The 26,317-nt window shown below is 57.9% G+C and carries 20 protein-coding genes and 3 tRNA genes; 12 read left to right on the top strand and 11 right to left on the bottom strand.

Annotation, left to right across the window (positions count from 1 at the left end):
• Positions 1-41: 41 nt before the first annotated feature.
• The gene (nrdA, locus tag ACJ8J1_RS02725) at positions 42-2,330 is read right to left on the bottom strand and encodes a class 1a ribonucleoside-diphosphate reductase subunit alpha (RefSeq protein WP_033632525.1); all 2,289 of its coding nucleotides are present in this window, start codon (positions 2,328-2,330) and stop codon (positions 42-44) included.
• A 438-nt stretch (positions 2,331-2,768) separates the two neighbouring features.
• Entirely contained in the window at positions 2,769-3,494 is a 726-nt protein-coding gene (ubiG, locus tag ACJ8J1_RS02730) for a bifunctional 2-polyprenyl-6-hydroxyphenol methylase/3-demethylubiquinol 3-O-methyltransferase UbiG (protein ID WP_033644327.1), read from the bottom strand.
• A 212-nt stretch (positions 3,495-3,706) separates the two neighbouring features.
• On the opposite strand from ubiG, the gene gyrA reads away from it, so the two are divergent.
• Both gyrA and rcsC read left to right on the top strand, forming a co-directional pair.
• A complete protein-coding gene (gene gyrA, locus ACJ8J1_RS02735) occupies positions 3,707-6,349 on the top strand; it encodes a DNA topoisomerase (ATP-hydrolyzing) subunit A (RefSeq protein ID WP_033643840.1) in 2,643 nt (880 codons plus the stop codon).
• 166 nt (positions 6,350-6,515) lie between these two features.
• On the top strand, positions 6,516-9,377 hold the full coding sequence (rcsC, locus tag ACJ8J1_RS02740) for a two-component system sensor histidine kinase RcsC (protein WP_033643839.1): 2,862 nt from the start codon (positions 6,516-6,518) through the stop codon (positions 9,375-9,377).
• Positions 9,378-9,438: 61 nt separating this feature from the next.
• Here the strand turns inward: rcsC and rcsB are convergent, their stop codons facing one another.
• The 4 genes from rcsB to ACJ8J1_RS02760 are packed head-to-tail and all read right to left on the bottom strand — an operon-like array spanning position 9,439 to position 14,424.
• On the bottom strand, positions 9,439-10,089 hold the full coding sequence (gene rcsB, locus ACJ8J1_RS02745) for a response regulator transcription factor RcsB (protein ID WP_004935900.1): 651 nt from the start codon (positions 10,087-10,089) through the stop codon (positions 9,439-9,441).
• On the bottom strand, positions 10,082-12,784 hold the full coding sequence (gene rcsD, locus ACJ8J1_RS02750; RefSeq protein ID WP_033643838.1) for a phosphotransferase RcsD: 2,703 nt from the start codon (positions 12,782-12,784) through the stop codon (positions 10,082-10,084). The genes rcsB and rcsD overlap by 8 nt, the downstream gene beginning before the upstream one ends.
• A 20-nt stretch (positions 12,785-12,804) precedes the next feature.
• On the bottom strand, positions 12,805-13,962 hold the full coding sequence (locus ACJ8J1_RS02755) for an MFS transporter (protein ID WP_033643837.1): 1,158 nt from the start codon (positions 13,960-13,962) through the stop codon (positions 12,805-12,807).
• Positions 13,963-14,016: 54 nt separating this feature from the next.
• Positions 14,017-14,424: a DUF4186 domain-containing protein gene (locus ACJ8J1_RS02760; RefSeq protein WP_071991658.1), complete on the bottom strand. Its 408-nt coding sequence runs from the start codon at positions 14,422-14,424 to the stop codon at positions 14,017-14,019.
• Positions 14,425-15,119: 695 nt separating this feature from the next.
• Between ACJ8J1_RS02760 and ompC the strand changes: the two genes are divergently transcribed.
• On the top strand, positions 15,120-16,250 hold the full coding sequence (gene ompC / locus ACJ8J1_RS02765; protein WP_033643836.1) for a porin OmpC: 1,131 nt from the start codon (positions 15,120-15,122) through the stop codon (positions 16,248-16,250).
• A gap of 156 nt (positions 16,251-16,406) precedes the next feature.
• On the top strand, positions 16,407-16,823 hold the full coding sequence (locus ACJ8J1_RS02770; protein WP_033643835.1) for a VOC family protein: 417 nt from the start codon (positions 16,407-16,409) through the stop codon (positions 16,821-16,823).
• Here ACJ8J1_RS02770 and ACJ8J1_RS02775 read toward each other — a convergent pair.
• Positions 16,817-17,395, bottom strand: coding sequence for a TetR/AcrR family transcriptional regulator (locus tag ACJ8J1_RS02775; protein WP_033643834.1), 579 nt, complete (start codon positions 17,393-17,395; stop codon positions 16,817-16,819). The two genes, ACJ8J1_RS02770 and ACJ8J1_RS02775, sit on opposite strands and share 7 nt — an antisense overlap.
• A 108-nt stretch (positions 17,396-17,503) precedes the next feature.
• Here ACJ8J1_RS02775 and ACJ8J1_RS02780 point away from each other — a divergent pair, with 108 nt between their 5' ends.
• From ACJ8J1_RS02780 to ACJ8J1_RS02795, 4 genes are all read left to right on the top strand, one after another.
• On the top strand, positions 17,504-17,971 hold the full coding sequence (locus ACJ8J1_RS02780; RefSeq protein WP_033643833.1) for a nuclear transport factor 2 family protein: 468 nt from the start codon (positions 17,504-17,506) through the stop codon (positions 17,969-17,971).
• Positions 17,972-18,098: 127 nt separating this feature from the next.
• Positions 18,099-18,428, top strand: a complete 330-nt coding sequence (osmE, locus tag ACJ8J1_RS02785) for an osmotically-inducible lipoprotein OsmE (protein ID WP_004935874.1) — start codon at positions 18,099-18,101, stop codon at positions 18,426-18,428.
• Between the two features lie 157 nt (positions 18,429-18,585).
• Positions 18,586-18,673 (top strand) — tRNA-Ser (locus tag ACJ8J1_RS02790).
• A 6-nt stretch (positions 18,674-18,679) separates the two neighbouring features.
• Positions 18,680-18,755: transfer RNA gene (locus ACJ8J1_RS02795), tRNA-Thr, on the top strand.
• 236 nt (positions 18,756-18,991) lie between these two features.
• On the opposite strand, the gene ACJ8J1_RS02800 is transcribed toward ACJ8J1_RS02795, so the two are convergent.
• Both ACJ8J1_RS02800 and ACJ8J1_RS02805 read right to left on the bottom strand, forming a co-directional pair.
• Positions 18,992-19,234, bottom strand: a complete 243-nt coding sequence (locus tag ACJ8J1_RS02800) for a DinI family protein (RefSeq protein ID WP_033643832.1) — start codon at positions 19,232-19,234, stop codon at positions 18,992-18,994.
• A 173-nt stretch (positions 19,235-19,407) separates the two neighbouring features.
• The gene (locus tag ACJ8J1_RS02805; protein WP_033643831.1) at positions 19,408-20,319 is read right to left on the bottom strand and encodes a LysR family transcriptional regulator; all 912 of its coding nucleotides are present in this window, start codon (positions 20,317-20,319) and stop codon (positions 19,408-19,410) included.
• A gap of 125 nt (positions 20,320-20,444) precedes the next feature.
• Here ACJ8J1_RS02805 and mhbT point away from each other — a divergent pair, with 125 nt between their 5' ends.
• The 4 genes from mhbT to maiA are packed head-to-tail and all read left to right on the top strand — an operon-like array spanning position 20,445 to position 24,233.
• Entirely contained in the window at positions 20,445-21,794 is a 1,350-nt protein-coding gene (gene mhbT / locus ACJ8J1_RS02810) for a 3-hydroxybenzoate transporter MhbT (RefSeq protein ID WP_033643830.1), read from the top strand.
• 19 nt (positions 21,795-21,813) lie between these two features.
• Complete coding sequence (gene gtdA, locus ACJ8J1_RS02815; RefSeq protein ID WP_033643828.1) at positions 21,814-22,851, top strand: gentisate 1,2-dioxygenase; 1,038 nt, start codon at positions 21,814-21,816, stop codon at positions 22,849-22,851.
• A gap of 15 nt (positions 22,852-22,866) precedes the next feature.
• Positions 22,867-23,568 (top strand): fumarylacetoacetate hydrolase family protein, encoded by a 702-nt coding sequence (locus tag ACJ8J1_RS02820; protein ID WP_033643827.1) that lies wholly within the window; start codon positions 22,867-22,869, stop codon positions 23,566-23,568.
• Between the two features lie 20 nt (positions 23,569-23,588).
• Entirely contained in the window at positions 23,589-24,233 is a 645-nt protein-coding gene (gene maiA / locus ACJ8J1_RS02825) for a maleylacetoacetate isomerase (protein ID WP_033643826.1), read from the top strand.
• A 138-nt stretch (positions 24,234-24,371) separates the two neighbouring features.
• On the opposite strand, the gene ACJ8J1_RS02830 is transcribed toward maiA, so the two are convergent.
• Both ACJ8J1_RS02830 and yejM read right to left on the bottom strand, forming a co-directional pair.
• Positions 24,372-24,448: transfer RNA gene (locus ACJ8J1_RS02830), tRNA-Pro, on the bottom strand.
• Positions 24,449-24,526: 78 nt separating this feature from the next.
• Positions 24,527-26,308, bottom strand: coding sequence for an LPS biosynthesis-modulating metalloenzyme YejM (yejM, locus tag ACJ8J1_RS02835; protein ID WP_033643825.1), 1,782 nt, complete (start codon positions 26,306-26,308; stop codon positions 24,527-24,529).
• Positions 26,309-26,317: the final 9 nt, after the last annotated feature.

Genomic DNA, 26,317 nt, shown 5'->3' on the forward strand with positions numbered 1-26,317 from the left:
AAATGAAGGGGCCGGAAAATTCCGGCCCGCTAGGTCAAACTTTAGATCTTGCAGGCGCCGCTTTCGCAGTCGTCATCGCCGGCCTTGGCAGGCTGCAAATCTTCCTGGGCGTCTTCCGCACCGTCGCGGGTGTTTTGGTAGTACAGCGTTTTCACGCCGAACTTGTAGGTGGTGAGCAGGTCTTTCAACAGCTGCTTCATCGGCACCTTGCCGCCCGGGAAGCGGGTCGGATCGTAGTTGGTGTTGGCCGAAATCGACTGGTCGATGAATTTCTGCATCAGCCCCACCAGCTGCAGATAGCCGTCGTTGCTCGGCATTTCCCACAGCAGCTCGTAGTTGTCTTTCAGACGCTCATACTCCGGCACCACCTGGCGCAGGATGCCGTCTTTCGACGCCTTGATGCTGATGTGGCCGCGCGGCGGCTCGATGCCGTTGGTGGCGTTGGAAATCTGCGAAGAGGTTTCCGACGGCATCAGGGCGGACAGCGTCGAGTTGCGCAGACCGGTTTCCTGGATCTCTTTACGCAGGGTTTCCCAGTCGTAGTGCAGCGGCTCGCTGCAGATCGCATCCAGGTCTTTCTTGTAGGTGTCGATCGGCAGGATGCCCTGCGAATAGGTGGTTTCGTTGAACCACGGGCAAGCGCCTTGTTCCTGCGCCAGACGGTTGGAGGCTTTCAGCAGGTAGTACTGAATGGCTTCGAACGTCTTGTGGGTCAGGTTGTTGGCGCTGCCGTCGGAGTAGCGCACGCCGTTCTTCGCCAGATAATAGGCGAAGTTGATGACGCCGATGCCCAGGGTGCGGCGACCCATTGCGCCACGGTGCGCGGCCTTGATCGGATAATCCTGATAATCCAGCAGGGCGTCCAGCGAACGTACCGCCAGGGTCGCCAGCTCTTCCAGATCGTCCAGGCTGTCGATCGCGCCCAGGTTGAAGGCGGACAGGGTGCACAGCGCGATCTCGCCGTTTTCGTCGTTGACGTCTTCCAGCGGCTTGGTCGGCAGGGCGATTTCCAGACACAGGTTGGACTGGCGCACCGGCGCGATCTGCGGATCGAACGGGCTGTGGGTGTTGCAGTGGTCGACGTTCTGGATATAGATACGGCCGGTAGAGGCGCGTTCTTGCATCATCAGCGAGAACAGCTCAACCGCTTTCACGCGCTTCTGGCGAATGCTGTCGTCTTTCTCGTACTGGGTGTACAGGCGCTCGAATTCGTCCTGATCGGCGAAGAACGCGTCATACAACCCCGGCACGTCGGACGGGCTGAACAGGGTGATGTCTTCGCCTTTGATCAGGCGCTGGTACATCAGACGGTTCAACTGCACGCCGTAGTCCATGTGGCGCACGCGGTTGCCTTCAACGCCGCGGTTGTTTTTCAGCACCAGCAGGCTTTCCACTTCCAGGTGCCACATCGGGTAGAACAGCGTTGCCGCGCCACCGCGCACGCCGCCCTGTGAGCAGGATTTGACGGCGGTCTGGAAGTGTTTGTAGAACGGGATGCAGCCGGTATGGAAGGCTTCACCGCCACGGATCGGGCTGCCCAGCGCGCGGATGCGGCCGGCGTTGATGCCGATGCCGGCGCGTTGCGAAACGTATTTCACAATGGCGCTGGAGGTAGCGTTGATGGAGTCCAGACTGTCGCCGCACTCGATCAGCACGCAGGAGCTGAACTGGCGGGTTGGGGTGCGCACGCCGGACATGATCGGCGTAGGCAGCGAAATCTTGAAGGTGGAAATCGCGTCGTAGAAACGTTTGACGTAGTCCAGACGAGTTTCACGCGGGTAGTTGGAGAACAGGCAAGCGGACACCAGCATGTACAGGAACTGGGCGCTTTCGTAGATCTCGCCGCTGACGCGGTTCTGCACCAGATACTTGCCTTCCAGCTGCTTGACGGCGGCATAAGAGAAGTTCATGTCGCGCCAGTGATCGATAAAGGAGTCCATCTGCTCGAACTCTTCAGCGCTGTAGTCTTCCAGCAGATGTTTATCGTATTTGCCCATCTCGACCATGCGGGTCACGTGAGCGTGCAGCTTCGGCGGTTCGAACTGGCCGTAAGCCTTTTTACGCAGGTGGAAGATCGCCAGGCGAGCGGCCAGGTACTGATAGTCCGGCGCATCGCGGGAGATCAGATCGGCAGCGGCTTTGATGATGGTTTCGTGAATGTCGGCGGTTTTGATGCCGTCATAAAACTGAATGTGGGAACGCAACTCTACTTGAGAAACCGAGACGTTGTGCAATCCTTCTGCGGCCCAATCGATGACCCGGTGGATTTTGTCGAGGTTGATGCGCTCTTTACGGCCATCGCGTTTAGTTACAAGCAGACTTTGGTTCATGTGGTGTTTTACCTGTCCGTATGGTGCCCCTAAGCAGAAGTGTAGTCGCTCTGCTCAGTATGTAAACACTATATATAGGGGTTGTATGTCGGTGAGGTAACAAGATAGTGAGAAAAAACGGCGTTTGCAAGTGAACAAAACCGGCCTAATTTGTGGATAACTTGGGGGTGAAATGTAACTTGCCGTTCGCAGTGCGCGCCGTGACTGGCGTGACAAGCTTGTCAATAAGCGAGATCAGATTTTACTGAAAAACTGAAAAAACCGATCGTTTGGCGTTTTATTAAACGTTAGAAAAAAACGGCATATTGATCTGATTTAATATTCTAAAAAACTGTCTACAACCACGATTTTGATCGAAGTCGCGGAAATTAGGTATTTTTCCTAACAGCGCGTTGGCGCCGAACCCCGATAACGCAGGGCCGGCGCGGTTTACAGCGCTCAGCCTTCGTGCTGGGTGTGCACCATGTAGTTCACGTCAACGTTGCGCCCAAGCTTGAAATGATCGGTGATCGGGTTGTAATGCAGGCCGATCATGTGCTTTTCGCGCAGCGGCGTGCCGTCGACCCAGCCGATCAGTTCGGAAGGGCGAATAAACTTCTTATGATCGTGGGTGCCCTGCGGCACCATCTTCAGCACGTACTCCGCGCCGATCACCGCCATCAGCCAGGCTTTGGTGTTGCGGTTGATGGTGGAAAAGAACACGTGGCCGCCCGGTTTCACCAGTTGGGCGCAGGCGCGCACCACCGAGGCCGGATCGGGCACGTGCTCCAGCATTTCCATGCAGGTGACCACGTCGTAGCGCTGCGGGTTGGCCTGAGCGTGGCTTTCCACCGTCTCCTGCACGTAAGTCACGTTCACGCCGCTTTCCAGCGCGTGCAGCCGGGCGACCTGCAGCGGCTCCCCGCCCATGTCCAGACCGGTCACTTCGGCGCCTTCGCGCGCCATGCTTTCCGCCAGAATGCCGCCGCCGCAGCCCACGTCGAGCACCTGCTTGTCAAAAATGCCGCCGGCGCGCTGCATGATGTAGTTCAGGCGCAGCGGGTTGATGCGGTGCAGCGGTTTGAACTCGCCTTCCAGATCCCACCAGCGGGAGGCGACGGCCTCGAACTTGGCGATTTCCTGGTGGTCAACGTTTTGCACTCGGCTGGATGATTCTGCGTTCATGGGCTTGTCTGGCTCCTTGTTCTCGTTGCGCGGATTATACATGTTCCGGCGCGGCATCGTCTGCGTCGATGCGTTTTTAGCGCACTAATCTGTACAATTTCCGTGAAACAGCGGCGGTTATTTTCCCGTAAAGCGTGCTTTGTGATATAGTTTTACACCTTTGCCACTATGGCAGCGGGCAGATGAATCATTAGTAGAGGGATAGCAGCTCCATGAGCGACCTTGCCAGAGAAATCACACCGGTAAACATCGAAGACGAGTTGAAAAACTCGTATCTGGACTACGCGATGTCCGTTATTGTCGGACGTGCGCTGCCAGATGTTCGTGATGGACTGAAGCCGGTTCACCGCCGCGTTCTTTACGCGATGAGTGTATTGGGTAACGACTGGAATAAACCATACAAGAAATCGGCCCGTGTCGTCGGGGACGTGATCGGTAAATATCACCCGCACGGTGACAGCGCGGTTTACGACACTATCGTGCGTATGGCTCAGCCGTTTTCACTGCGCTACATGCTGGTGGACGGTCAGGGTAACTTCGGTTCCGTCGACGGCGACTCCGCCGCGGCGATGCGTTATACCGAAGTGCGCATGTCCAAGATTGCTCACGAACTGTTGGCGGATCTGGAAAAAGAAACCGTCGACTTCGTGCCTAACTATGATGGCACCGAGCAGATCCCGGCCGTTATGCCGACCAAGATCCCGAACCTGCTGGTCAACGGCTCGTCGGGCATCGCCGTGGGCATGGCCACCAATATTCCGCCGCACAACCTGGCTGAAGTCGTCAACGGCTGCCTGGCCTATATCGATGATGAAAACATCAGCATCGAAGGGCTGATGGAACACATCCCGGGGCCGGACTTCCCGACGGCGGCGATCATCAACGGCCGTCGCGGCATTGAAGAGGCCTACCGCACCGGGCGCGGCAAAGTCTACCTGCGCGCGCGCGCGGAAGTGGAAGCCGACGCCAAAACCGGCCGCGAAACCATCATCGTTCACGAGATCCCGTATCAGGTGAACAAGGCGCGTCTGATCGAAAAGATCGCCGAGCTGGTGAAAGAAAAACGCGTAGAAGGCATCAGCGCGCTGCGTGACGAGTCCGATAAAGACGGCATGCGCATCGTGATCGAAGTCAAACGCGACGCGGTCGGCGAAGTGGTGCTGAACAACCTGTATGCGCTGACGCAGCTGCAGGTTACCTTCGGCATCAACATGGTCGCGCTGCATCAGGGGCAGCCTAAGCTGCTGAACCTGAAAGATATCCTCGAAGCCTTCGTGCGCCACCGCCGCGAAGTGGTCACCCGCCGCACCATCTTCGAACTGCGCAAGGCCCGTGACCGCGCCCATATCCTGGAAGCGCTGGCTATCGCGTTGGCTAACATCGATCCGATCATCGAGCTGATTCGCCGTGCGCCGACGCCTGCGGAAGCGAAAGTCGCGCTGGTGGCTCAGCCGTGGGATCTGGGCAACGTCAGCGCCATGCTGGAACGCGCCGGTGACGACGCCGCTCGCCCTGAGTGGCTGGAGCCGGAGTTCGGCATCCGCGACGGCAAGTACTACCTGACCGAGCAGCAGGCTCAGGCGATTCTGGATCTGCGTCTGCAGAAACTGACCGGCCTGGAGCACGAAAAGCTGCTGGACGAATATAAAGAGCTGCTCAACTTCATCGCCGAACTGATCTTTATTCTGGAAAGCCCAGAGCGCCTGATGGAAGTGATCCGCGAAGAGCTGGTGGCGGTCAAAGAGCTGTACAACGACGGCCGCCGCACCGAGATCACCGCCAATACTTCCGACATCAACATCGAAGACCTGATCAACCAGGAAGACGTGGTGGTGACCCTGTCTCACCAGGGCTATGTGAAGTATCAGCCGCTGTCCGACTATGAAGCGCAGCGCCGCGGCGGCAAAGGCAAGTCCGCCGCGCGTATTAAAGAAGAAGACTTTATCGATCGCCTGCTGGTGGCCAACACCCACGATACGATCCTGTGCTTCTCCAGCCGTGGCCGCCTGTACTGGATGAAGGTGTATCAACTGCCTGAAGCCAGCCGTGGCGCGCGCGGCCGCCCAATCGTCAACCTGTTGCCGCTGGAAGCCGATGAGCGTATCACCGCCATTCTGCCGGTGCGCGAGTATGAAGAAGGGCGTCACGTGTTCATGGCCACCGCCAGCGGTACCGTGAAGAAAACCGCGCTGACCGAGTTCAGCCGTCCGCGCAGCGCCGGCATTATCGCCGTCAACCTCAACGAGGGCGACGAGCTGATCGGCGTCGATCTGACCGATGGCACCAACGAAGTGATGCTGTTCTCCGCCAACGGTAAAGTGGTGCGCTTCCCGGAAACGCAGGTGCGTTCGATGGGCCGTACCGCGACCGGCGTGCGCGGCATCAACCTCGGCGAAGGCGACAGCGTGATTTCGCTGATCGTGCCGCGCGGCGAGGGCGACATTCTGACCGTCACGCAAAACGGCTTCGGTAAACGTACTGCAGTCACCGAGTACCCGACCAAGTCACGCGCCACCCAGGGGGTTATCTCCATCAAGGTGAGCGAGCGTAATGGCCAGGTGGTCGGCGCCGTGCAGGTGGAAACCAGCGACCAGATCATGATGATCACCGATGCCGGCACGCTGGTGCGTACCCGCGTTTCGGAAGTCAGCGTGGTCGGTCGTAACACCCAGGGCGTGACGCTGATCCGTACGGCGGAAGACGAAAACGTCGTCGGTCTGCAGCGCGTGGCCGAGCCGGTGGAAGACGAAGAGCTGGACAGCCTGGAACCGGGCGCGGAAGCGGTGGAAGAAGACACTACGCCGCTGGACGATGGCGACGACGCGGCTGAGCCGATGGACGACGACAACGTTTAAGCAAGGTGAGGGCGTCGGCATGCCGACACCGTAATGCACTGAGACAAAAGGGCCTGGCAGCGATGCTAGGCCCTTTTTCAGTTATATGGTTTAATTGGCGCACCGAGCCGCCGGCCGCTGCGCCGGCGACAACGCGCGCCGCCACTGACTTTCGTATGGTATCCGATTGAAATATTTAGCCTCTTTTCGAACTACGCTGAAGATATCCCGCTATCTGTTCCGGGTGCTGGCGATTTTGCTGTGGTCGTTGGGAGCGCTGCTCACCACCTTTTATATTCTGAATATCCTGCATCAGAAAGAATCGGACATCCGCCAGGAGTACAACCTCAATTTCGATCAGGCGCAGGGCTATATTCGCCATTCCGCCGACATCATACGCGACATCAAGTACATGGCGGAAAACCGCCTCAACGGTTCGGTCAGCGGCCTGGACATGTTCAGCGGCGTGATCCCCGGCAAGGGCAGCCCACCGCAATTCTATCCGCTGTATCCAGAGTCTAACTGCGCCCTGAGCGCCACTTACCGCAGTTCACTCGATTCGCTGAGCGGCCTGATCCAGTATTGGAAAGAGAACTTCGTGGCGGCCTACGATCTCAACCGGGTGTTCTTTATCGGCGGCGACAGCCTGTGTCTGGCGGAATTCGGCGGCGGCAACGCGGTCGCCAACCGGGAAAACATGCTGAAGCTGCTGCACGAGCGCATTCTGAAATACCGCAACGCCAAGAATCTGGACAAAGACAACAACCTGTATTGGATTAGCCCCAGCGCGCAGCGGCCTGACATCGGTTATCTGTATGTGCTGACGCCTCTCTATATCGGCAACAAGCTGGAGGCGCTGCTGGGCATCGAGCAAACCGTCCGGCTGGAAGATTTCGTCACCGCCGGCAACCTGCCGATCGGCGTCACGCTGCTGGATGAAAACAACGATCCGATACTGCGCCTGGCGGATGGCGATCGCTATGCCGCTGCGCTCAACAGCTACCCCGAAGAGCATGCTTACTTCGGTTATGTCGACAACTACCGCGATCTGATCCTGAAAAAAGCGCTGCCGCCTTCATCGCTGAGCATCGTTTATGCGCTGCCGGTGAAAAGCGTGGTGGAACGCTTCAAGATGCTGATCCTCAATGCGCTGTTGCTGAACCTGTTGTCGGCTATCGTGCTGTTCACGCTGGCGTGGCTGTTTGAGCGCAAGATGTTCCTGCCGGCGGAGGACAATGCCTTCCGGCTGGAAGAACACGAACAGTTCAACCGCAAGATCGTCGCCTCGGCGCCGGTGGGCATCTGTATCCTGCGCATCAGCGACGGCACCAATATTCTGAGTAACGAACTGGCGCACAACTACATCAACCTGTTGACCCACGAAGATCGCGATCGCATTACGCGCATCATCTGCGAACAGCAGGCGAACTTCGTCGATGTGATGACCAGCAACAACAATAACCTGCAGATCAGCTTTGTCCATTCGCGCTACCGTAACGAAGAGGTGGCGATCTGCGTGCTGGTGGACGTCAGCGCGCGCGTGAAAATGGAAGAGTCGCTGCAGGAGATGGCGGCGGCGGCGGAGCAGGCCAGCCAGTCTAAATCGATGTTCCTGGCCACCGTCAGCCATGAGCTGCGCACGCCGCTGTACGGCATTATCGGCAACCTCGATCTGCTGCAGACCAAGGCGTTACCGCCAGGGGTCGATCGGCTGGTGAATGCGATGAACAACTCTTCCGGGCTGCTGCTGAAAATCATCAGCGATATCCTCGACTTCTCCAAAATCGAGTCCGAGCAGCTGAAGATTGAACCGCGTGAGTTCTCCTGCCTGGAGGTGATCACCCATATCGCCGGCAACTATTTGCCGTTGGTGGTGAAGAAACGTTTGGGGCTGTACTGCTTTATCGAGCAAAACGTGCCGGAGCGTATCTTCGGCGATCCGGTGCGGCTGCAGCAGGTGCTGTCTAACCTGGTGAACAACGCCATCAAGTTCACCGATACCGGCTGCATCGTGCTGCAGGTCTGCACCCGCGGCAGCTACCTGGAATTCAGCGTGCGCGATACCGGCGTCGGTATTCCGGAGAAGGAGATCTCACGCCTGTTCGATCCGTTCTTCCAGGTGGGCACCGGCGTGCAGCGCCACTTCCAGGGCACCGGTTTGGGGCTGGCGATCTGCGAGAAATTGGTCAACCTGATGGACGGCGACGTCTCCGTCGAGTCCGAACCGGGGCTGGGCAGCTTGTTCAGCATTCGCATTCCATTGTTTAACGCCCAGTTCCCGATCCCGCAGGCCAGCGATACCTGGCAGGGCCGGCGGCTGTGGCTGGATATCCGCAATCAGCGGCTGGAAAGCTACCTGATGGCGATTCTGGGCGGCTACGGCGCCGATATCCAGCGCTATGACGGGCAGGAGACCGCCGCCGACGAAGTGATGCTCAGCGACTATCCGCTGATGCTGAACACGCCGCTGTTGGCTCAGATCCAGTTCTCGACCGAACATATCGGCCCGTCGCTGGAAACCCGGCCAGGCTATTGGATGCACAGCACCTCTACGCCGCGTGAAACGCTGACCTTGATCAACCGATTGTTCGGCGTCGGCAACGGCGCGGCAGAGGCGCTGGTGCAGCTGCCGGTGCCCGCCAAGGCCAGCGCGGCGGACAACGGCGATATTCATCTGCTGGTGGTCGACGATCATCCGATCAACCGTCGTCTGCTTTCCGATCAGCTGGGGTCGCTGGGGTATCAGGTGGTGACCGCCAACGACGGCGTAGACGCGCTCGCCGTACTGAAACAGCACCACGTCGATATTGTGTTGACCGACGTCAATATGCCGAACATGGACGGCTATCGCCTGACGCAGGCGCTGCGGGAGATGCAGTTCAGCGCGCCGGTGATCGGCGTGACGGCGAACGCGTTGGCGGAGGAGAAGCAGCGCTGTCTCGAGGCGGGCATGGATAATTGCCTGTCGAAACCGGTTACGCTGGAGACGCTGGAGCAGACATTGGCTTATTACAGCCAGCAGGTACGCTACAACCGCAGCGAGGCCTGAAAAGCAAACAGGCACGGCGGATGCCGTGCCTGTTTGGCGTTAACCTGCCGTGAGGCGGGCTTTAGTCTTTGTCCAACGGCGTCATGCTGACGGACGAGAGGTAGTTGAGCAGGGCGATGTCGTTTTCTACGCCCAGCTTCATCATCGCCGATTTCTTCTGGCTGCTGATGGTTTTGATGCTGCGGTTGAGTTTCTTGGCGATTTCGGTCACCAGGAAACCTTCGGCGAACAGACGCAGCACTTCGCTCTCTTTCGGCGACAGGCGTTTGTCGCCATAGCCGCTGGCGCTGATTTTCTCCAGCAGTTTGGAGACGCTTTCCGGCGTGAACTTCTTGCCTTTCTGCAGGGCGGCCAGCGCCTTCGGCAGATCGGTCGGCGCGCCTTGTTTCAGCACGATGCCTTCGATATCTAGATCCAATACCGCGCTCAGGATCGCCGGGTTGTTGTTCATGGTCAGCACGATGATCGACAACTGCGGATAATGACGCTTGATGTACTTAATCAGCGTGATGCCGTCGCCATACTTGTCACCCGGCATCGACAGATCGGTGATCAGCACGTTGGCATCCAGCTTGGACAGATTGTTGATCAGTGCGGTTGAGTCTTCGAACTCCCCAACGACATTCACCCATTCAATTTGCTCAAGTGACTTCCGGATGCCAAACAGTACGATAGGATGGTCATCAGCAATAATTACGTTCAGGTTATTCATGTTGTTGGCTACCTTGCTTCAGCAGTCTGCTGACGAAAAAATCAATCTGACTGATGTTATTCTCGATCTCGGGCGCATCACCTTCTGCGATGCGCTGTTCTAACGATTCGCACAGCTGCTTGCCGGGAAGCAGATTTAACATGGCAAACACGCCTTTCAGGCGGTGTGCGGTTTGTGACAGCGCATTGAAATCACTGCTGCCCGCCTCAGTATACAGTTTTTTGACATCATCGGGTACTGTATCGACAAACAGCCCATAGTAATCACTTGATTTCAATTGTTTTTCATAGAGTTGGATATCTTCTGAGCTCAATGAAAGCGGACTTTCTTCCTGCTCCAGCGCGGCCATTTGCTGTTCGATCAGCATCAGCACGGCGTCGATTAATGCGCCGTTCAGGTTATAGTTCACCCGAATGTAGCGTTTATCCAGCGCTTGCCAACCCGGTTCATCGGTCGCCAGCAACAGCGTGTAATCATCGGCTCGCTGCGGGTTATCGGTCAGCAGCACGTCATAATCGCGGTTGACCGCGCGATCTTCGGCGACGAGGCAGTCGGCGCCGTAAGCCTGCAACAGGCGGGTCACGATGCCGCGCACTTCATCTGACGTGATGTCCAGCAGGGCGGTGACGCCGTCGAGCAGCTTTTCCTGTTCCTGCGGCTCTTTTCTCTCCATCTCCATGGCGACGCGAATGGTATAGCGAGTGCCGATATCCACTTTGCTGCGAATGTCCAACTGGCCGTTAAGCTTTTTGCACAGCTGATTGCACAGGAAGAAAGTGAGGCCGGAACCGTGGTTGAAGCGGTCCACCAGCGTCTGGCTGAGGAACGGGTAATTGAGATTGCTGATCTCTTCGTTGGAGATGCCGGAGCCGGTGTCGTTGATTTGGAAAATCAGGCGATCCGGGTGTTCGGGCTCATGGTCGATGACCAGAGAAATCTTGCCGCAGGCGGTGGTGATAATGGCGTAATGCACCAGTAGCGAGATCACTTTGCGCAGCGCGTTGGCGTCGCCGATATAGTTCTGTTCGACGTCCAGCTGGAAATGCTTGAACAGCGCCAGCCCCTTTTGATTGAGAGCGGGCAGGGCTTCCAGCAGCAACTCGTCGATCATCGCCGCCGGGTTGAACGGCTCGCGCGTCGGTTGCCAGTCCTGGGTTTCCAGCCGCGTCAGCAGAGTGATGTTATCGATCAATCCCAGCACCGATGACGACGCCGCCGTCAGTTGGCCCAGCAGCGCCTGCTGTTGTTCCTCATCCGGCTGGTTGCGCAGGCTGTCGACCAGATCGTGCATCTGGCGCACCGGCTGATTCAGTTCGATGCCCAGGTTGTGCAACATCAGTTTGCGCGCCTGCACGTTCTTGTCGTATTCACGCCGTGCCTGCTGCAGCCGCTTGTTCACCATGACCTCTTTATCTTGATCGTGCATCAGGAACAGGTAGGTATCCGGCGATAGCTGGCTGCGGAAAATGCGGATTTCATACACCTCGTTGTTGACCGTTGCCTGAATGACGCCGTGATGCTGTTCGGCCATATGGGCGATTTTTTGCAGGCTGAGGTGCGGCAGCAGGTGCTCGGCGATTTTGTTGCTGGCGATCACCGCATTGTTGGCGAAGCTGTAAACCAGCAGGCCGGAGGGCAGGCTGGAGACGATTTCCTGATTCAGCGCGCGCTCGGCCTCCAGCTCAACCGCCATGTTTTCGCTCGGGCGGATGTACTGGCGGCGGATAAAGTAGATGCTCAGCATCGAGAGCGCCAACAGCAGCAGATTGACCGCGATCAGCCAGATGTTGTTGCGCAGCAGATCGATGGCCAGATTAATGGCCGAAACGCGATACACCACCTTCAACGGCGCATTGGGCAGGGCGGCGCTGAACTCCACCCAGCCGCCGCTCATCGCCGCCTGGGCGCCGAGGGCGGTTTCCGCCGGGATGGCGCTGTCGTCGAGCTCGACATCGTCCGGCTGCAGCAGGAAATTGGCGCGGGCCAGGTTGGCCGGAATGATGTCGTTGATCGGCAAGTCGAAGGCGATCACCGTCGCCAGATGCCCCGGCTGATTAAAGGTGGTGCGAATCGAGAATGAATAGGCGTTCTGGAAGCGCTGTTTGCGCAGATCGGAAAAGCTCTCGCGTTCGTCGAGCATATTGGCCTGTTGCAGCATCTCGGCGCGGCGTTCGTCCGCCGAAGTGGTCAGGTAGCTTTCCCTAAAGCGCGAAGCCAGCTCTTTGAGCGGCTGAGTGGTGATCAGACTGAGGCTGTTGTCCTGACCATTGAGGTAATACATGGCGTAGCTCTCGGTCTTGGCGCCCCAACGGTTGTCCAGGTAGTCCGAGATGTTGGCGATCATCGCCAGCGTGTTCTCGTCATGGCTGCCGAAGATCACCGCGTCGGTTTTCTTGTGCGGCTTCTCGACATAGTAGACGTCGGGGCGCAGGCGAGTTTCCTGCAAACCGGGATCGACATTCTGCGCCGGCGCGTTGCCGAATTTGTCATAGACCTGATAGGTCATGTAGCGATAGGTATCGATGCGCTTTTGCAGCGAACCGGCGATGCTGTTCAGCGTGTACTTCTTTTCCGCCAGCCAGGCGTTGGTGTAGTTGTAGCCATACAGGCCGATGCCGATCGTCAGCAGCACGATAAACAGCAGGAAGCAGCGAGTGATATTGCTGGAGCTAATGGTCAGTTGTTTATTTTGCATAGTGGCTGCGCATTCCTGAATCAGCGAGTGACGGCCCTGGCGCTGGCGGTCACCGCCAACAGCAGAGCGGCTACGCAGGCGAAGGCCACCGTCAGGCTGGAAAACTGAGCGATAAAGCCGATCAGCGCCGGGCCGGCCAGAATACCGGCATAGCCGACGGTGGTAACGGACGCGATCGCCAAATTGGCCGGCATATCGCGTTGGTTGCCCGCGGCGCTGAACAGAATCGGCACGACGTTGGAAGCGCCTAGGCCAACCAGCATAAAGCCGACCAGCGAAACGGTGGCGTGATTGAAGGCGATAGCCAGGCTGAGACCGACAGCGGCGCACAGGCTGCCCAGCAGCAGCACCCGGTAGCGGCCCAGCGAGTTCACCACCCGATCGCCATTGAGGCGGCCGAGCGTCATGGTGATGGAAAACAGCGCATAGCCCAGCCCGGCCTGGCTGTGTTCGACGCCGCGCAGCGTGGTGAGGAACAGCGCGCTCCAGTCGAGCATCGAGCCTTCCGCCAGGAACATGATAAAGCACAGAATGCCGATAAACATCACCCAACCGCGCGGCAAGACGAACATCGGTCCGCCGTCGTCGTCGGCGCCGCTGTCACGCAGCAGATGGCGGCTGGCGAACGCCAGCAGCACGATCACCGCCAGCACGGTGATCAGGGTGGATTGCAGCGGCGTCAGCCCCAGCCACAGCAGCGCGCTGACGCCGCCTGCGCCGGCGATGCCGCCGATACTGAAGAAGCCGTGAAAGCCGGACATCATCGCCTTGCCGCTGTTGCGCTCGACGATCACCGCCTGCACGTTCATCGCCACGTCTATCATGCCGATCGCCGCGCCGAACAACAGCAGCGCCACGGCCATGCCGCCGAGGGAGTCCATCAGCGCCAGCAACGGCAAATCGATGCACAGCCCCAGCCCCGCCATCAGGATCACCGCGCGGCAGCCCAGTTTGCCGGTCAGGAAGCCGGTCAGCGGCATCGCCAACATGGAGCCGGCGCCGATACATAACAACAGCAGGCCGAGCGAGCCGTCATCGAGGCCGATGCGCGTTTTGGCGAAGGGCACCAGCGGCGCCCAGGCGGCCATACCGAGGCCGGCGACGAAAAAGGCCAGGCGGGTGGCGATCTGTTGAGGAACGCCGGGCGTTTGCTGTTCATTGCACAAGGTGGCTGTCATGTAAGCGTCAGGATCTTGGGTCAAAAGAGTGGCGAAAGTTACTGACAGTTTTTATCACAATCCGCGATCCGGGTCGAAAAGATTCGCGCCTGATTCCTCTCTGGCGCCGCCTCGGCGCACCAGCCACAGGGCGATCGCCTGGACAATATAGTCTTTTTGCTGTTCGTCCAGCGCGACGCCCTGCGGTATGCCGTGCCATTTTTCCAGGCAGCTTCGGCAGCAGGTGGCGGTGGCGTGTTGGGCGACGAACACCGGGTGGCCGCGCATCGGCGTCTGCTTGCCATCGTTTTTGGGGTGGGCGGCGGCCAGACGGCGATCGATAAAGTCGCGGGCATGGCTGAGGATCAGCGGCAAGCCTTTGTCGTCAAGATAGCTCTGGTCTTTGGGATTCAAACGGAAACGGGCGCGGAAGGGGGAGCCTTGCAGCCGCCGCCATAGCGCCTCTGGGTGAAATGGCATCATGACTTTACTCGCTGAGGGTGAGCTTTTTTTCAGGCTACCAGAAGTGAAACTCTGCGGCCAATTTTGCCTGTGACACACAATATTCGGCGAGATAAAGCACGAAATGAAAAACAAATTCAATTTGTAGACCAAAATAAGAGAAAAGATTAGCAATTAGTGCGGATGTAAATTGGCGAAACTATATCGCGAGGTTATTTATTTGCGTGCTATTTGTGCGGATTGAAATTGTGAGGACAGTGTGGAGGAAAATAAAAAACCGGCCAGAAGCCGGTTAAAGGTATGCAGAAATTATCTTCGGATAATGAAGGTAATAATGAAAATAATGATGATAGCGAGGTGATTATAGCGGCTGCGTGCAGGCGGCGTTTTGGCACAATGTGCTTATTGTCCAGCACAATTGTATGGTTGGCTTTTTTTTCTTAAAGATTTGTATAACTACATGATTTTTTATCAATTAATCTATTCTTTGTCTTTAAGTGCTTTATTTTGTTTGTCGGTAATGTTTTGTGAAAGTTCGCGCACATTTACATTTTGAAACCTTTATTAATCACGCTGAAACACTATCGGATACTTGGTATCATTTTCTTTCTGGATTAATATAACCCTTGTTACCAGAATGGTAATGCACAGTCGTGCTAATAATGCTCGAAAAGGGCAGTGGCCGTAGCTCGACATAATTAACGAGGATAATAACGATGAAACTTCGAGTACTCTCTCTGATGGTACCCGCACTGCTGGTTGCAGGCACAGCAGGCGCGGCGGAAATCTACAACAAAGACGGTAATAAACTGGATTTGTACGGTAAAGTCGACGGTCTTCACTATTTCTCCAGCAACAACGGCGTGGACGGTGACCAGTCTTATATGCGTTTTGGCCTGCGCGGCGAAACGCAAATCAGCGATCAGCTGACCGGCTACGGCCAGTGGGAATATCAGGCTAACCTGAACCACGCTGAAAACCAGGACAACAAGAACTTCACCCGTTACGGCTTCGCCGGTCTGAAATTCGGCGACTACGGTTCCTTCGACTACGGCCGTAATACCGGCGTGCTGTACGACGTCGCGGCGTATACCGACTTGCAGCCTGAGTTCGACGGTATGACCTACGGCGCCGACCAGTTCATGTTCCAGCGTTCCAGCGGCCTGGCGACCTACCGTAACAACGACTTCTTCGGTCTGGTTGACGGCCTGAACTTCGCCCTGCAGTACCAGGGTAAAAACGGTAATGGCGAAGAGACCAACAACGGTCGCGACGTCCTTGGCCAGAACGGCGAAGGCTACGGTATGTCCATGAGCTATGACATGGGCTACGGCATCAGCGCGGCGGGCGCCTTCTTCAACTCTCGCCGCACCAGCGAGCAGAACGGCGCTAACGGTCACCAGAACATCATGGGCCGCGGCGACAAGGCCGAAGGTTACTCCGGCGGTCTGAAATATGACGCCAACGACGTCTACCTGGCGGTGATGTTCACCCAGTCCTACAACGCGGCGCGTTTCGGCAGCTCCGACAGCAGCGTTTACGGCTACGCCAACAAGGCGCAGAGCTTCGAAGCCTACGCGCACTACCAGTTCGATTTCGGTCTGCGTCCGTTCGTCGGCTATAACCAGACCAAAGGTAAAGACCTGGGCCGCGCCGGTAACGGCAAGGACTACGGCGATCAAGACCTGGTCAAATTCGTCGACCTGGGTGCGACCTACTTCTTCAACAAAAACATGTCTACCTATGTTGATTACAAAATCAACCTGGTGGACAACAACGACTTCACCGACGCTGCCGGGATCAACACCGACAACGTGGTTGCCGTGGGCCTGGTTTACCAGTTCTAAGCACCTCAGTGTGAACGTCATCGCGCGGCCTTCGGGCCGCGTTTTTTTTGCCTGTAAACCGGTAAAAAGCACGGATTGATCCGCTATCGGCACGGGAAGCACCGTGGTTTTCCTCCTCTAAGCCTACGCTGTCAGTACAAAAAAGAGGGGGATGATATGGAACTCAAGATCGATAAGGTGATCGAAACGGTGCTGTACGTCAGCGATATTGAGCGCGCGGACGCCTTCTACCGAGAGGTGCTGAAGCTGCCGGCGATGGTCGCCAACGAGCGGTTCCGCGCCTATAACGTTGGCGATCGGAGCGTATTGTTGCTGTTTGTCGAGGGCGATTCGCTGCGTGGGGCGCATTATCCGACCGGCTTTATTCCCGCGCACGATGGCGTGGGGCCGGCGCATATCGGGCTGGCGGTGGCAAAAGACCAACTGCCGCACTGGGAACGGCATCTGACGGCCAACGGCGTGGAAATTGAGGGGCGCATGCGTTGGGATCACGGTGGCGAGAGCATCTACTTTCGCGATCCCGACGCCCACCTGTTGGAACTGGTGACGCCGGGCATCTGGGCCAATTACTGATCGAACCCGCCTTGCGCCAACAACGCCAGCGCGGCATTCAGCACCTGCAACGCCGGCTGCGGCTGGCGCTCAATCTGCACCCTGACGATGGCGCCGTCGATCAGCATCGCCAATATCGCGGCGTGCTGTTCCCGCTGCGGGCCTGCGGGCAGGTGGCGCGCCAGTTCATCCGTCATCTGTTGCTTATGCCGGCCGGCGAGGTGCAGGCTTTCCGGCAGCAGATCGGCGATCTCCACGGCCGTATTGATAAACGCGCAGCCGCGAAAACGCGGATCGTCGAACCATTCCGCCAGGCAGGGCGCCAGCGCCGGCAGTAACCCGCCGCTCTGCGCCACATGTCGATCCAACGCTGTACTGAACCAGGTTAGCCACTGCTGGTGGCGATAGGCCAAAAACGCCGTAATCAAATCGTTCTTGCTGGGAAAGTGGCGATAAAACGTCACCTTAGTGACGCCTGATTCCTTGATGATGCGATCGATGCCGGTGGCGCGGATCCCTTCCTGATAGAACAGATCGTGGGCCGTCAGCAGGATGCGCTGACGGGCGGGTAAGGTGTTGCGATCAACGGTCATCATTTTTCTCCCAAGCTATTTTCGAGTGATTGTAGACAACTCTGTCTACATGCGCTAGCGTAATGATGTAGACAGAGTTGTCTACTTGCCTATACGCAGGAGATGATCATGAGCATTAAACCCCCATTGCCGCCTTTTACCCGTGAATCCGCCATCGAAAAAGTACGGTTGGCGGAAGATGCCTGGAACAGCCGCGATCCTGAGCGGGTGTCGCAGGTCTATTCCCTCGATACCCATTGGCGTAATCGCGCGGAGTTTGTCGACGGCCGCGCGGCGGTGGTCGCATTTTTGCAACGCAAGTGGGCGAAAGAGCTGGAGTATCGGCTGATTAAGGAACTGTGGGCGTTTGACGGCGCGCGCATCGCGGTGCGTTTCGCCTATGAGTGGCGCGACGATTCCGGCAACTGGTATCGCAGCTTCGGCAACGAAAACTGGGAGTTCAATCAGGAAGGGTTGATGATCAACCGCCATGCCTGCATCAACGACATGCCGATTCGCGAACAGGATCGGCGTTTTCATTGGCCGCTCGGTCGGCGCCCGGACGATGTCCCGGCGCTGAGCGATTTCGGCTTTTGAATCCGATGTCGCGCCCGTGCCGGCCGAACGCGAGAAAAAGCGCACCGATCGACAAAGGGGAGTTTGTAGAAAAGCCTTTCCACTTCTAGACTTAGGGGACAACAAACGTACTCCAAGAGGACAAGCTATGACGAAGAAGTTGGTTTTGGCCGTCGGCACTGCGGCGGTATTTTCCATTCTTGCCGGCTGCACCGCCTATGACCGTGCAACCAGTTATGTCAATGAGCCGGTGGTCAGCGATGTCAAAGTAGGGATGACCAAGCAGCAGGTGCGGGCGATTGCCGGTCCGCCGTCGACGTCCGCCACGCTGATCCATGCGCAGGGCACTTGCGACACCTATGCGGTTGCGCCGCGCGATGGCAAAGTGCAAACGTATTTTGTCAGCTACAACGACACGGGCCATGTCATGAACAAGGGCTATCAAACCTGTTCAGACTACGATTCGCAGCCGAAGTAATCGCCTTTCAGCCGAACATAAAAGCCTCGCTTTTGCGGGGCTTTTCATTTTTTAAGCGTTTAAGGCCTGAAGTTTAGGCAACTGCGCCGCCGATGTGATTTTTTTGCATCAAAACGATAGACATTTCATAACGGTATCGCTAATATCAGCGCCCATTGGAAGGATGGCCGAGTGGTTTAAGGCAACGGTCTTGAAAACCGTCGAGTGTAACAGCTCCCAGAGTTCGAATCTCTGTCCTTCCGCCAAATTCAGCCGGCTTAGCTCAGTAGGTAGAGCAACTGACTTGTAATCAGTAGGTCACCAGTTCGATTCCGGTAGCCGGCACCATGACAGAGGCCCCAGCAGCGATGCTGGGGCTTTTTGTTATGGTGCTTGTACGAGGAAAAGGTGCCCACGCAGGAATACACGCTTCGAAGTGCGCCAGGATTAACCGATAATCGGGGGCATGTGCCGCAGTCAGTCCTTTGACCCAAGGGGGTATTCGCTGCGGAACCGGAGGTTGAGCGGTGCGATATGCTGGTGGAAATAATAGCCGGTGGGTCAGCCCGGCGTTCAGATTGGGTTTATATATCCATAACCAGCCACTGATCCGCTTCTTCGAACATCTCTTCCAACATCCGGTTCAGCTTTTCGCGATCGCTTTTGCTGGCGTCGGAGTTCAGGCCGTTGGCCTGCATCGGTTTCACGCGCACTTCCGCCTCCGGGAACAACACGTGCACGCGTTTTTCCAGCTCGCTGCGAATAATCTCGGCGGCGTTGGGCAGCCCAGCGACGTTGCGTTTGTCGTACACCAATTCTACAAACATGACTCACCTGTAAACACTGATTTAATGTACAGTATTCTGGCCTGAGGCGCTCGGGTTGGCAAGAGGCGGCGCAGAATTTTACAAGGGGCGTTTATTCTTGCGCGGCGTGCGGTAAAGCCCGCCGCTGAATCCCCGTTCTGCCAGAAAAGGGAGCCGTCGCGTTAAGGCGATTTTTATCTGGCCTGCGTCAGCAGCTGCAAAAAGCGGCTCAGCGCGGCAAAAGGCGGCTCGCTGTTGCGCCAGAAAACACCCACGCTGCCTTTCTGCTCAATCTTCGGCAGGTTCAGGATCGCCAGTTGCCCCTGGCTGGCATAACGCTGCGCCAGCCGTAGTGAAAGAATGGAGATCATGTCGCTGCTTTGCAGCAGGTTGGTGCTGACGTTCATCGATGCCGATTCAACCGTGTTTTCAGGCAGCATCACGCCGTTATCTGCCAACGCATTATCGATGCTGAGGCGGATTGGCGTGCCGGTCGGCCAGACTATCCAGCGCCAGTGGGTGAGATCGTGCCAGGTGAGGGAGGCGGATTTTGCCAGCGGATGGTGAGGGCGGGCAACGAAGCATACCGGTTCGGTGTAGAGCACTTGATAGTTGAGCGGCAGTTGCAGCGCCCGCCCCCCGACGCGGCCCACGACGACATCCACCGCGCCCGCGAGCAGATCGTGCAGCAGCGGGGTCATCACCTTTTCCTCAATATTGAGATGCAGCGTCGGCATTTCTTGCAGCAGGCTCAATATGGCCTGCGAAACGCAGTCGGTCGCCACCGGCGAGCAGCCAATTTTCAGGCTTCCCACCAGCCCGCCTTGCTTAAAGCGGGCGATTTCAGACTGCGAACGCTCCAGATCATTGATCAAACGCTGCGCATGCTGAAGCAGCAATTTCCCCCCCTCGGAGGGGCGCAGCCCTTTGCTATGCCGCTCAAAGAGCGTGAGCCCAATCTCATCTTCGAGCTGCGACAACCATTTTGACAGAGCGGGTTGGGAGATGTTCATCATCCGCGCAACGTGGGTCAGATTTCCCTGTTCACCCAATGCCACTAACATTTGCAGATGGTGCAGCTTCAATTTCTGCGCCCAGTTCGCCATTTGTTATAACCCTCCGGTTATGTCTCCGCCCGAAAAGCCATTGTACATTTTATCGCTAAAGATACAAATTCGTAACATACCTAAAACAACACAGACATCTCCCTACCTGCTCCGAGGCGCTCACTATGACTCAACGGCGTGATTTACAAGCACTGATCGACGCAGCCCCTATCGGCAAGACGCAGTGGCGCGTCATTCTCTGCTGCTTTTTGGTGGTGATGCTCGATGGTTTTGACACCGCCGCCATTGGTTTCATCGCGCCCGACATCCGCGCCCAGTGGCAACTGTCCGCCGGCGAACTGGCCCCGCTGTTTGGCGCGGGGTTGCTGGGATTGACGGCGGGCGCGCTGCTTTGCGGCCCGCTTTCTGACCGCTTTGGCCGCAAGCGCGTCATCGAACTTTGCGTGGCGCTGTTTGGCGCGCTGAGCCTGATTTCGGCCTTCTCCCCCGATCTGCAAACGCTGGTCGTTTTGCGTTTTCTCACCGGCCTGGGCCTGGGGGGCGCGATGCCGAACACCATCACGATGACCTCTGAATATCTGCCCGCTCGCCGCCGTGGCGCGCTGGTCACGCTGATGTTCTGCGGTTTCACGCTCGGTTCGGCCCTGGGCGGGATCGTCAGCGCCCAACTGGTGCCGAGGGTGGGGTGGTCCGGCATTTTGGTGCTCGGCGGCGTCTTGCCGTTGATGCTCTTTGCGGCGCTGCTGTTTGCCCTGCCGGAATCCCCGCGCTGGCAGATTCGCCGCCAACTGCCGCAAAAGGTGATTGCCAAAACGGTCAGCGCCATGACTGGCGAGTGGGATGAAGAAGCCCATTTTTATCTGAACGAAGCCGCCACGGCGGCCAAAGGCAGCATCAGCCCGCTGTTCGCCGGCCGCCAGTTGCGCATCACCCTCATGCTCTGGGCGGTGTTTTTCATGAGCATGCTGATCATCTACCTGCTCTCCAGCTGGATGCCGACGCTGCTTAACCACCGCGGTATTGATCTGCGGCATGCCTCCTGGGTAACCGCCGCTTTCCAGATAGGCGGCACGGTGGGCGCGCTGGGGCTGGGCGTGTTGATGGACAAATGCAATCCCTTCCGGGTGTTGGCGGTGAGCTACGCCTTGGGCGCCGTGTGTATTGTCATGATTGGCCTGAGCGAGAACGGCCTGTGGCAAATGGCGCTGGCCATCTTCGGCACCGGCATCGGCATCAGCGGGTCGCAGGTCGGGCTGAATGCTTTGACCGCCACGCTCTATCCGACGCAAAGCCGGGCGACGGGCGTCAGCTGGTCCAATGCCATTGGCCGCTGCGGCGCGATTGTCGGCTCGCTTTCCGGCGGCGTGATGATGGCGATGAATTTCTCATTCGATACGCTATTTTTCATTATTGCCCTTCCGGCGGCGCTCAGTACGGTGATGTTAATGCTGCTGACGGCTGTCGTTCGTCTGTCTGCCCCAGCCCCTGACACGTTGCCTCGCGCAGCGTCGTGAATGAAAAAGGAGAATCCCTATGCCTGAACGCCATCAGGATGTTAACCCCAGCCGCCAGCAGTTTTACCGGCAGATTTCCGGGCAGAACCTGACCCCGTTGTGGGAGTCGCTGCACCATCTGGTGCCGTCAACGCCGAATGCAAACTGCGCCCCGGCTTTCTGGAACTATCAGGAGATTCGCCCGCACCTGCTGGCCAGCGGCGAGTTGATTGGCGCCAAAGAAGCGGTGCGCCGCGTGCTGGTGCTGGAAAACCCGATGTTGCGCGGACAAGCCGCCATCACCCCGACGCTGTACGCCGGCTTGCAGTTGATCATGCCGGGCGAAATCGCGCCGAGCCATCGCCATAATCAGTCCGCGTTGCGTTTTATCGTCGAAGGGAAAGGGGCGTTTACCGCCGTTGACGGCGAACGAACGCAAATGCATGAAGGCGACTTCATTTTGACGCCGCAGTGGCGCTGGCACGATCACGGCAATCCCGGCGCTGAGCCGGTGGTATGGCTGGACGGGCTGGATTTGCCGCTGGTGAATCTGCTGGGCTGCGGTTTCGCGGAAGACTATCCGCAAGAACAGCAGCCCGTGACGCGCCGGGAGGGGGACTATTTACCGCGTTATGCGGCCAATATGTTGCCGCTGCGCCATCAGAAAGGCAACTCATCGCCCATTTTCAACTACCGCTACGATCGCAGCCGCGAAACGCTGTACGACCTCACCCGCATGGGGGACGCCGACGAGTGGGACGGCTACAAGATGCGCTACGTCAATCCGGTGACCGGCGGCTATCCCATGCCCTCGATGGGCGCTTTTCTGCAACTGTTACCGAAAGGCTTTTCCTCACGAAAGGCGCGCGCCACGGACAGCACCCTCTACCACGTAGTGGAAGGGCGCGGCCAGGTCAGCATCGGCAACGAAACCCTTCACTTTTCGGCAAAAGATATCTTTGTGGCGCCGACCTGGTTCGACGTGTCGTTTCAGGCGCATGAAGACACCGTGTTATTCAGTTTTTCGGACCGGCCGGTTCAGGAAGCCCTGGGGCTGTTCCGTGAAGCACGTTATTAATTTGGGAGAGACAAAATGACGCAATACGTATTTGCACCGCCAGCCCCCGTGACTGTTCCAGTCGTGGGGAGTGATAAACAGTTCCCCGTGCGCCGTGTCTACTGCGTCGGGCGCAACTATGCCGCCCATGCTCGCGAAATGGGCTTTGATCCGGATCGTGAGCCGCCGTTTTTCTTCTGCAAGCCTGCCGATGCGGTGGTGCCGGTGGCGGCCGGCGAAACGCTGGCGCTGCCGTATCCGGCGCAAACGGACAACTATCACTACGAAATCGAACTGGTGGTGGCGATTGGCAAACGGGGGAGCGATATTCCGTTGGAAAACGCGCATGAATATATCTGGGGATATGCCACGGGCCTGGACATGACCCGCCGCGATCGGCAGATGGACATGCGTCAAATGGGGCGCCCATGGGAAATCGGCAAGTCGTTCGATCTCTCTGCGCCCATCGCGCCACTGCATAAAGCCGGCGACAGCGCAGACGTCAACCATGCGCCTATCTGGCTGCAGGTCAATGGCAGCGATCGTCAGCGCAGCGACATCCGTCATCTGATCTGGTCGGTGAATGAAACCATCAGCTATCTGTCCGGCTTTTTTGAGCTGCAGCCCGGCGATCTGATTTTTACCGGCACGCCGGAAGGGGTGGGGGCGGTGGTGAAAGGCGATGTGATTACCGGGAATGTAGAGGGGCTTACCCCTATCGCCGTGAAGATTGTCTGAGGCTGATTCTGAGGTGAATGATGAAGCTGTACAGTTTTTTTAATAGCTCAGCGTCCTACCGCGTGCGCATTGCGCTGGCGCTGAAAGGTATCCATTACCAGACGGTGGGCGTCAATATTCGCATCGGGCAGCAGAATGAGCTGGCTTATCGGCGCATGAACCCGGTCGGGCTGGTGCCGACGCTGCTCACGGACGACGGCGAGTCTCTCAGCCAGTCGCTGGCGATTACCGACTGGCTGGATCGCCATTTCCCCCAGTCGCCGCTGTTGCCGACGGCCGATCCGGCGCGCAGCCGGGTACTGGAAATCGTTTATGTCATCGCTTGCGATATTCACCCGGTCAATAACCTACGGGTGTTACGCTACCTGAGTGAAGAGCTGAAGGTGAGTGAGGAAGAGAAAAAACGCTGGTATGCGCACTGGATCCGGCAAGGGCTGAGCGCCGTGGAACAGCTGTTGCTCCAGAGGCCGCCAGGGCCCTTCTGCGTTGGCGATAGCCCGACGTTGGCAGATTGCTGCCTGATCCCTCAGTGGGCGAATGCCCTGCGGATGGGGTGCGATCTGAGCGGGTATCCGCGCTGTAAAGCGATTTACGACGCCTGTACCCAGCTCCCGGCGTTCATCGCCGCAGCGCCCGAAAACCAACAAGACAAAATCTCAGCCTGAGCCTGGTAAAGAGAAAGGCCGTCGCGAAAGCGAGGCGCGCAATGATCGTTGGGGGAGGCAGGGGGGCAGCGGCTGCGCTCTCATCCTCTCACGTACAGACGAAAAAAAACCTGCTGTTACAGCAGGTTTTCTTGAATTTGGTCGGCATGAGAGGATTCGAACCTCCGACCCCCGACACCCCATGACGGTGCGCTACCAGGCTGCGCTACATGCCGACGCTATGAAAAATCATACTACCGATTCTCGATGTTTATGCAAGCGCCTTACCACTTGATTGCTTTAGTTTTAAGCAGTTAGTTGGCGATAAAGCGTTTTACATCGGTCAGCACCTGCAACAGCAGAGCAAGCTGCGGTTTCTCGTCTTTTATTTCATCGCCGTTCTGATCGTAGACGCGATAGTTGCCGCTGTTGTCCAGCATCAGCGTCTGCGTCGGCGTGGTGATCACCAGCTGGTTGCCATCGCCGGTTGCGATCCAGTTGTTGCGGCGCTGGGCGGTAAACAGATCTTCGCCCTGCGAATAGTCTTTCGGCGCGGTTTTCACGTGCAGCAACCGTTGCATCAAGGTACGCATCACGTCGTTATGGCCGGTCAGCTTGTTGATGGTCTGCGCCGGCGTGCCCGGCCAGTGGATCACCAGCGGCACCTGCAGCTGCGCCTGGTTGAAGGCGGTGCCGGCGCCCCATTGGCCTTTGCCGCTGTCGTTGAACTCGACGCCGTGCTCGGCGGTGATCACCACCACGGTTTTATCCAGCAGGCCGCGCTGTTTCAGGGTGTCCAGCACCTGGGCTATCTGGCTGTCCACGTCCTGAGCGCCGGTGCGATAGCGTTGGATAAAATCGGCCGGCGCCGGAGTTTTAGCGCCTTCGGCCGGCTCGGCGCCGCTGAAGTTGATATAGGAGAACCACGGCTCTTTGTCGCCCTGATCCGTCAGCCAGCGTTGCCATTGCTGCGTGGTTTGCGCGTCGCTTTGCGGCGCCGGCGTCGGCAGCGAGAAGTCGGTCAACAGGGCCTGACGGTACAGGCTGGCGTTGAAGCCGTCGGACGAGAACAGCCCCAGTTGGTAACCCTGCTCGCCGAGCGCGTTGATCAGCGCCGACGGCTTGCGGCCGGCGAGCACGCTGTCCAGATAGGTCGGGGAAATGCCGTAGAACAGGCCGAACAGCCCGGTGTCGGCGTGGTTGCCCGAGCTGTAGTGATCGCTGAAGCGCACGTTTTCCTGGGCGAAACGCGTCAGCGTCGGCATATCCTGCGCCACGTCTTTGGCGCGAATGCCGTCCACCACGATCATCAGCAGGTTATAGCCGCTGCCTTTATCGCCGTAGCTGAGATCGCTGAGCGGGTACTCCACCGCCACCGCTTCCGGATTGCCCTGTTGCACCAGGCGGCGTTCATATTCTTGCTGATCGAGCAGGCCGTGTTTTTCGAGGAACTTGCGCGCGGTCATCGGGTACGAGAGCGGCAGGTTGGCCCGCTGCATGGTGATCGGGCGATAGAAGTTGGCGTCGGCCCAGATGTAAATCAGGTGCGAGGCGAAAAAGGCGCTGATGAACAGCGCCGCCAGCGGCTTGCCGAAACGGCGGCGGTTCAGGCTGCGCAGCTTCTGCCAGCTCCAGGTGCCGAACAGCATCTCCACCAGGAAGATCACCGGCACGCAGATAAACATCAGCTGCCAGTCGCGCGACAGCTCGCTTTGATCCGGGTTGACCACCAGATCCCACACCACCGGATTGAGGTGCAGGTGGAAATGGGAGAACACCTCGCTGTCGACCAGCAACAGCGTGAGCCCGGCGGTGGCCAGCGCGGCGGAAATAAATCGCAGCAGCCGCTGCGACATCACCACGAAGGTGAGCGGGAAGATCACCAGCAAATAGCCGGCGAACACGATAAAGCTGAAATGCCCCAGCAGGCTGACCAGGGCATAGACCCGGCCCAGCAGGGAAGCGGGCCAGTCGGTGACAAACAGGTAGCGGCTGCCCAGCCCAAGGGCGAGCAGGATGTTGAATAAGGCGAACCAGTGCCCCCAGCTGATCATCTGGGAGACTTTTTCACGATAACGCTGACGGTTTGTCACCATAAATAAATA

The sequence above is a fragment of the Serratia sp. CY37869 genome (genome assembly GCF_052168895.1).
Classification (GTDB): Bacteria; Pseudomonadota; Gammaproteobacteria; order Enterobacterales; family Enterobacteriaceae; genus Serratia; species Serratia ureilytica.

Excerpts from the sequence above, each read along its gene's own strand:
- ACJ8J1_RS02755 (WP_033643837.1), bottom strand. The coding sequence starts at position 13,962 with ATGACAGCCACCTTGTGCAATGAACAGCAAACGCCCGGCGTTCCTCAA.
- ompC (WP_033643836.1), top strand. The coding sequence starts at position 15,120 with ATGAAACTTCGAGTACTCTCTCTGATGGTACCCGCACTGCTGGTTGCA.
- maiA (WP_033643826.1), top strand. The coding sequence starts at position 23,589 with ATGAAGCTGTACAGTTTTTTTAATAGCTCAGCGTCCTACCGCGTGCGC.
- rcsD (WP_033643838.1), bottom strand. The coding sequence starts at position 12,784 with ATGCAAAATAAACAACTGACCATTAGCTCCAGCAATATCACTCGCTGC.
- ubiG (WP_033644327.1), bottom strand. The coding sequence starts at position 3,494 with ATGAACGCAGAATCATCCAGCCGAGTGCAAAACGTTGACCACCAGGAA.
- ACJ8J1_RS02775 (WP_033643834.1), bottom strand. The coding sequence starts at position 17,395 with ATGACCGTTGATCGCAACACCTTACCCGCCCGTCAGCGCATCCTGCTG.
- yejM (WP_033643825.1), bottom strand. The coding sequence starts at position 26,308 with ATGGTGACAAACCGTCAGCGTTATCGTGAAAAAGTCTCCCAGATGATC.
- ACJ8J1_RS02805 (WP_033643831.1), bottom strand. The coding sequence starts at position 20,319 with ATGGCGAACTGGGCGCAGAAATTGAAGCTGCACCATCTGCAAATGTTA.
- ACJ8J1_RS02800 (WP_033643832.1), bottom strand. The coding sequence starts at position 19,234 with ATGTTTGTAGAATTGGTGTACGACAAACGCAACGTCGCTGGGCTGCCC.
- ACJ8J1_RS02770 (WP_033643835.1), top strand. The coding sequence starts at position 16,407 with ATGGAACTCAAGATCGATAAGGTGATCGAAACGGTGCTGTACGTCAGC.
- nrdA (WP_033632525.1), bottom strand. The coding sequence starts at position 2,330 with ATGAACCAAAGTCTGCTTGTAACTAAACGCGATGGCCGTAAAGAGCGC.
- mhbT (WP_033643830.1), top strand. The coding sequence starts at position 20,445 with ATGACTCAACGGCGTGATTTACAAGCACTGATCGACGCAGCCCCTATC.
- gtdA (WP_033643828.1), top strand. The coding sequence starts at position 21,814 with ATGCCTGAACGCCATCAGGATGTTAACCCCAGCCGCCAGCAGTTTTAC.
- osmE (WP_004935874.1), top strand. The coding sequence starts at position 18,099 with ATGACGAAGAAGTTGGTTTTGGCCGTCGGCACTGCGGCGGTATTTTCC.
- ACJ8J1_RS02820 (WP_033643827.1), top strand. The coding sequence starts at position 22,867 with ATGACGCAATACGTATTTGCACCGCCAGCCCCCGTGACTGTTCCAGTC.
- ACJ8J1_RS02760 (WP_071991658.1), bottom strand. The coding sequence starts at position 14,424 with ATGATGCCATTTCACCCAGAGGCGCTATGGCGGCGGCTGCAAGGCTCC.
- rcsB (WP_004935900.1), bottom strand. The coding sequence starts at position 10,089 with ATGAATAACCTGAACGTAATTATTGCTGATGACCATCCTATCGTACTG.
- ACJ8J1_RS02780 (WP_033643833.1), top strand. The coding sequence starts at position 17,504 with ATGAGCATTAAACCCCCATTGCCGCCTTTTACCCGTGAATCCGCCATC.
- gyrA (WP_033643840.1), top strand. The coding sequence starts at position 3,707 with ATGAGCGACCTTGCCAGAGAAATCACACCGGTAAACATCGAAGACGAG.